Genomic DNA, 5,573 nt, shown 5'->3' with positions numbered 1-5,573 from the left:
CCGCCCGCCGCGGCCCCCCGCCCCGCGCGCGCGCCGCGCCCCCCCCCCCCCCCCCCCCCCCCCCCCCCCCCCCCCCCCCCCCCCCCCCCCCGCCCCGGAGCGGAACTAACGGACGACCGACCGGGCGATCCGGCCCTTCTCGCCGGAGGCCCAGCAGGCGCCGTCGGCGGTGCAGGACACCGTGTCGTACGAACCGGTGTCGACGGTGCGCCAGGTGCGGCCGCCGTCGGTGGTGAGGTCGGTGCCGGTGGGGCCGACGGCCAGGGCGGTGGACTTCGCGTGCGGGAGCCAGGCGACGCCCGAACGGTAGGCGGACGGCGGGGTGGCCGAGGCGGTCCAGCCGCGTCCGCCGTCGCCGGTCACGGCTGCGGCCCGCGGGGAGGCCTGGTCCGGGCGGTAGTCGCCGCCGACCGCGAGACCGTGCCGGCGGTCGCGGAAGGCGAGCCCGAAGACGCCCTTGGCGCCTTCTCCCGCCGGGATCGTCGTCTCGGTCGCGGTCCAGGTGAGGCCTCGGTCCGCCGAGTGCAGTACGCGCCCTGCGGGGCCCCCGCCGGTCGCCAGCCATACGTCCTTGGGGCCGGACGACACCAGGCACTGGCCGCTCGCCGCGAAGCCGGCCTCGCCGGGCCGGGCGGCGGGCATGCCGGCATCCGGGAGCACCCGCCAGGACCGGCCGCCGTCGCCGGTCGACAGGATGCGGAACTTGCCGTCCACGGGGTCGCCCATGGCCAGCCCGTGACGGTGGTCGAAAAAGGTCATGCAGTCGTAGAAGGCGCGCGGGTCGGTGTTGCGGAAGGACTCGGTCCAGGTCTGCCCGCCATCCTCGGTGCGCAGCACCCGGGACGCCTCGCCCTCGCCGATCGCGAGCACCACGGCCCGCCGGGCGTCGAACGCCTCGACATCGCGGAACTCCAGCTCCCCGGCCCCGGCCGGAGAGACGTTTCGCCAGCTCTGTCCGCCGTCGGCGGTGCGCAGCACCGTCCCCTTCGAACCCGCCGCCCAGGCCACCGAACGGCTCACCGCGGCGAGGCCGCGGAACCGGGCGTCCGTGCCGGTCGTGGTGAGCTGCCACGCGCCCGGCGCCGGCTCCCGCGCACCGGCCGGAGCCGCGCCGACCGGAGCCGCACCGGCCGGAACTGCGGGCGCCAGGGCCAGCACGGCCCCGGCCAGCCCGAGAGCCGCCACCAGTCGCCGCGCCCGCGTGCTCTTCTGTCTCGTCTTCCCCATGGACATCATGGCGGGCGAAGCTAGCCCACCGGGAAGATCCCGTCCAGAGTGCGCACCGGACCTCGTCTTCCTAGGCTGGGAGGTATGACCGACCGCAGCGGGTCAGACCCGGTCCCGGACGAGAAGCCCAAGATCGACGAGAAGCCGAAGGTCAAGGAGTACGACGGCGCGGGCATCACCGTCACCTTCGAACCGCGCCGCTGTCTGCACGCCGCCGAGTGCGTACGTGGACTGCCGAGCGTCTTCGACCTGGAGCAGCGGCCTTGGGTGCAGCCCGGCAAGGCGGCCCCCGACGAGGTCGCCGAGGTGGTGCGGCGCTGCCCGTCGGGCGCGCTGCAGTACCGTCCGGCGGACGACTCGGCCGAGCCCGGCGACACGCCCACCACCGTGCGCCGCATGCCGGATGGGCGGCTGCTGATGCGCGGCGATCTGCGGGTGAGTACCGGCGTGGGAGAGCGGCGCGAGACGCGGGTGGTGCTGTGCGGCTGCGGCGCCTCGGGCAACCAGCCGTACTGCGATCACTCGGGTCCCTGCGCGGACGGCGCCTTCGACCGTGCCGACGAGCGCTGACGCGGAGCGCGGGGAACGTACGCGGGGAACATGGCCGGCTGGCGGGTGCACGCCGGAGGTACAGCGGAGCGCCGTCGGCCGCGGACGGTGGCAGGCCGGAACGGCGTCAGCGGACGGTGGGCGGCGTCAGGCCCGGCGGGCCCGGCGGGCGGTGAACACGCGGGTGAAATGGGGTCTGTTCGGCGTTCGGGGAGGAACGCGGCGGACGGTGACGCAGCTCACGTGCCCCTTCGGTAGACGTTCCGATGCTCTTGTTCGTCCTTCTGTGTGTCAGGGAGATATCAGAACGTAGCCGCGCGACAGGAGGCCGATCCATGTCCCCCACCGTCTTCGAGCAGCCCGTGCAGGCCCGGCTGGTGGCGTCCGCACCGCGGACGGAGGCAGTCGCCGCCACCCTTCGGTACGACCGCGCCGACCCGTATGCCGTGAGCATGGCCTTCCCACCGCTCGCGACCCTCGAAGGGGTCGAGGTGTCATGGGCCTTCGGACGCGAACTGCTCGCCGAGGGCGTGGAGGGACCGGCCGGAGTCGGCGACGTACGGCTGCGGCCGTACGGCGACGACCGCACGGTCGTCGAGTTCCACGCGCCCGAGGGCGTGGCCATGGTGCATGTCCGTACGGAGGAGCTGCGCCGTTTTCTGGAGCGTTCGCAGCACGTGGTGCCCTGGGGCCGGGAGCACCAGTACCTGGACTGGGACGCGAACTTGGCGCGCCTGCTGAAGGAGCGCCCGTAACGCCGCCCGACCCTCGCCGTCCCGGCCGCCGGTAATTCGATTGCGGCGGCCGACGGCGCCGTCCTAGCCTTCTTCTCGGCCCCTTGTAGTCGCCCGATCGGAGAAGGCCGTTGCTCTTCTGAGGTTCGAGACACCGTGCCGCGCGTGCCGCCCCGCCGCCGCGTGTGCCGTCCTCGACCTCGGCGTATGAGCGAACGAGCACTGCTGTCCGTCAGCCGCTCCGTCACGGCCTTCGTCCGCGCCCCGGTGTCTCACACGCGTCCCTGACCGTGAACCGCTACCGGGAGGCCTCACATGGCGACCCATCCCACTTTTCTCACCTGCACGAACCTTTCCTTCTCCTGGCCCGACGGAACGAAGGTCCTCGATGATTTCCGGCTGACCATCGGCCCCGGCCGGACCGGCTTGGTCGGCCTCAACGGGGCTGGCAAATCGACTCTGTTGAAGCTGCTCGCCGGGGACCTCGTCCCGGCGGCGGGCACCGTCCGCGCCGCCGGCGACATCGGGTACCTGCCGCAGAACCTGGTGCTGGACACCGGCCTGCGGGTCGGCGAAGTCCTCGGCATCGAGCGGATCCGTGCGGCGCTGCACGCGATCGAGTCGGGCGACACCGCGGAGGAACACTTCGCGGCCGTCGGCGACGACTGGGACGTGGAGGAGCGGGCGCGGGCCGTGCTCGACCAGCTCGGCCTCGCCCACATCGGCCTGGACCACACGGTCGGCGAGATCTCGGGTGGCGAATCGGTGCTGCTGCGGCTCGCCGCGCTGCTGCTCGCCCGGCCGGAGATCCTGCTGCTCGACGAGCCGACGAACAATCTCGATCTGTTCGCCCGACGCCGGCTGTACGAGGCCGTGGACGCCTGGAACGGGGTGCTCGTCGTGGTCAGCCACGACATCGAACTCCTGGAACGCGTCGATCAGATCGCCGATCTGCGGGACGGCGAGGTCACCCTGTACGGCGGCACCTGGTCCGACTACCGCAGGGCACTCGCGGTCGAACAGGAGGCGGCCGAACGGATGGTGCGGGTCGCCGAGGCCGACGTCCAGCGGCAGAAGCGGGAACTGTCCGATGCTCACGCGAAGTTGGCACGCCGCAGGCGTTACGGACAGAAGAGCTTCGAGAACCGGGTGGCGCCGAAGATCGTCGCCAACAACCGCAAGGCCGCCGCCGAGGTGTCGTCCGGGAAGCACCGGGCGGTGCACACGGAACGGCTGGCCGAGGCGCGTTCCCGGCTGGACGCGGCGGTGGAGGCGGTGCGGGACGACGACGAGATCCGGATCGAACTTCCACGCACGAAGGTCCATCCGGGCGGGGACGTCCTGCTGCTGCGGGATCTGGAGCTGCCGCACGGGGCACGGATCGACGGAGGGTTCGAGCTGCGGGGACCGGAGCGGGTCGCGCTGCTGGGCCGGAACGGGGCCGGCAAGACGACCTTGCTGCGAACGATCGCGGGCGAACTGACGCCGGTGGCGGGCGAGATGGCGGTGCATGTGCCGCTGCGTTTCCTGCCGCAGCGACTGGATCTGCTGAACGACGGGCTGAGCGTGGTGGAGAACGTGGCGCGGTTCGCCCCTGCGGCCACGCCCAATGAGATCCGGGCGCGACTGGCCCGGTTCCTGTTCCGGGGCGCCCGGGCGGACCGGCTGGTGGAGACGCTGTCGGGCGGCGAACGCTTCCGCGCGACGCTGGCGGCACTGCTGCTCGCGGAGCCGGCACCACGGCTGCTGATGCTCGACGAGCCGACCAACAACCTGGACATGGCCTCGGTGCACAGCCTGACGGTGGCGCTGGAGGCCTTCGAAGGTGCGCTGGTCGTGGCGAGCCACGACGTCACGTTCCTGCGGTCGCTGGGGATCACCCGCTGGCTGATGCTCGACGGCACACTGCGGGCGACGACGGCGGAGGCGGCTTGGGAGGGGGAGGGGATGGGGTCGTCGGATGAGTGAGTGCTGAGTGCTGAGTGCTGAACGCCAGGGCTTGTCCGGTGGGTTGCGGCTGGGCGAGGCTCTGGCGGGGCGGCATGGGATCTCTGGGGAGAGAGCGTGCTGGTGGGTGGGCGGGGTGTACGTGTCTGAGCGCGAGGTGCGAGTGGGGTGTGACGTGGTGTCCGCCCTCCTTCCGAGAGTCGCGCCTTCCAGCACCGCGTCAAGGGCGCTCCTTCGTCGCGTCACTGCGTGATGGGCTGCGCCCACCCTTGACCCGGCGCCTCCAGGCGCGAAAGACACTCTCGGAGGGCGGACCAGGGGAAAGGTCCACGCGGGGGCTGGCTTGTCCGTCGGCCGCCGTGAGCGGGTGGCGGGTGCGTGGGGAGGGGTCCGGGTATCGCTCCGGTGGTTCCGTTGCCCGTCCGCCGGTGGGGTGGGGCTCGGTTTGCAGCCCGGGCCGGTGAGACCGCGCCCGCCGGCCCGGGGTGCGCAACAGTGAAATGGGGCGGCCCGGCCCGGCTCAGCGAATGACCGCCGTCGGTGAGCTGGGATTCATGCCCCGCTGGTCACCGCCCGGTGGTACTGAAGAATCGCCGAGCGCACGGGCATCACCCCCGCGTGCGCGGGGACACTGCGAGTCGACCGGGACCTCCCGCCTCGGATGGGGACCACCCCCGCGTGCGCGGGGAGCACAGGAGCCGACCTGCAGCTTCCCATCGTCAGACCCCGGATTTTACCCACTTTGCCAAGGCGCGACGTAAGTCGAAATCCCCGCCGAAAATGGGACGGGAGTGAACTCCTGCGACGACAGAGGCACCCCCGGACGCTCGCGAGCGCCCTTACTCACCCGCCCCGGGATGGAAGGCGCGACTCCGCACCCGCCGTGGGGCTGGTGTGAACTCGTGTGACTCCAGAGGCGATCCAGCCGGGCTCGGCCACCGCGCGAGCGGGGTTTCCTCCGTCCTCACCCGCCGGGAATGACCAGCGGGGCATGAATCCCCGCCACACGACGGCGGCCGGCCGCCGAGACGGCCCGGGCCGCCCCATTCCACGGCCGCGCACCCCGAACCGGCGGACAGAGTCCCACCCAGCCCGGCTACAAACCGAGCCCCACCC

Annotated in this window: 4 protein-coding genes; 3 read left to right on the top strand and 1 reads right to left on the bottom strand. The window is 72.5% G+C overall.

The genetic code is table 11. The annotated features are described in order from the left end of the window. Positions 1–105: 105 nt before the first annotated feature. Complete coding sequence (locus ACGFRB_RS22470) at positions 106–1,227, bottom strand: WD40/YVTN/BNR-like repeat-containing protein (protein ID WP_393245305.1); 1,122 nt, start codon at positions 1,225–1,227, stop codon at positions 106–108. An 84-nt stretch (positions 1,228–1,311) separates the two neighbouring features. Between ACGFRB_RS22470 and ACGFRB_RS22465 the strand changes: the two genes are divergently transcribed. The 3 genes from ACGFRB_RS22465 (at position 1,312) to ACGFRB_RS22455 (ending at position 4,478) form a co-directional block, all read left to right on the top strand. Then, entirely contained in the window at positions 1,312–1,797 is a 486-nt protein-coding gene (locus ACGFRB_RS22465) for a (4Fe-4S)-binding protein (RefSeq protein WP_363004406.1), read from the top strand. Positions 1,798–2,111: 314 nt separating this feature from the next. Then, complete coding sequence (locus tag ACGFRB_RS22460; protein ID WP_363004404.1) at positions 2,112–2,531, top strand: SsgA family sporulation/cell division regulator; 420 nt, start codon at positions 2,112–2,114, stop codon at positions 2,529–2,531. Positions 2,532–2,825: 294 nt separating this feature from the next. Further along, a complete protein-coding gene (locus tag ACGFRB_RS22455; protein ID WP_393245302.1) occupies positions 2,826–4,478 on the top strand; it encodes an ABC-F family ATP-binding cassette domain-containing protein in 1,653 nt (550 codons plus the stop codon). Positions 4,479–5,573 lie beyond the last annotated feature (1,095 nt).

It is taken from the genome of Streptomyces sp. NPDC048718, from assembly GCF_043198875.1.
In the GTDB taxonomy this organism is placed as follows: Bacteria; Actinomycetota; Actinomycetes; order Streptomycetales; family Streptomycetaceae; genus Streptomyces.
Note: the sequence above shows the minus strand (reverse complement) of the source record. Positions and strands in the feature narration are given on the sequence as shown.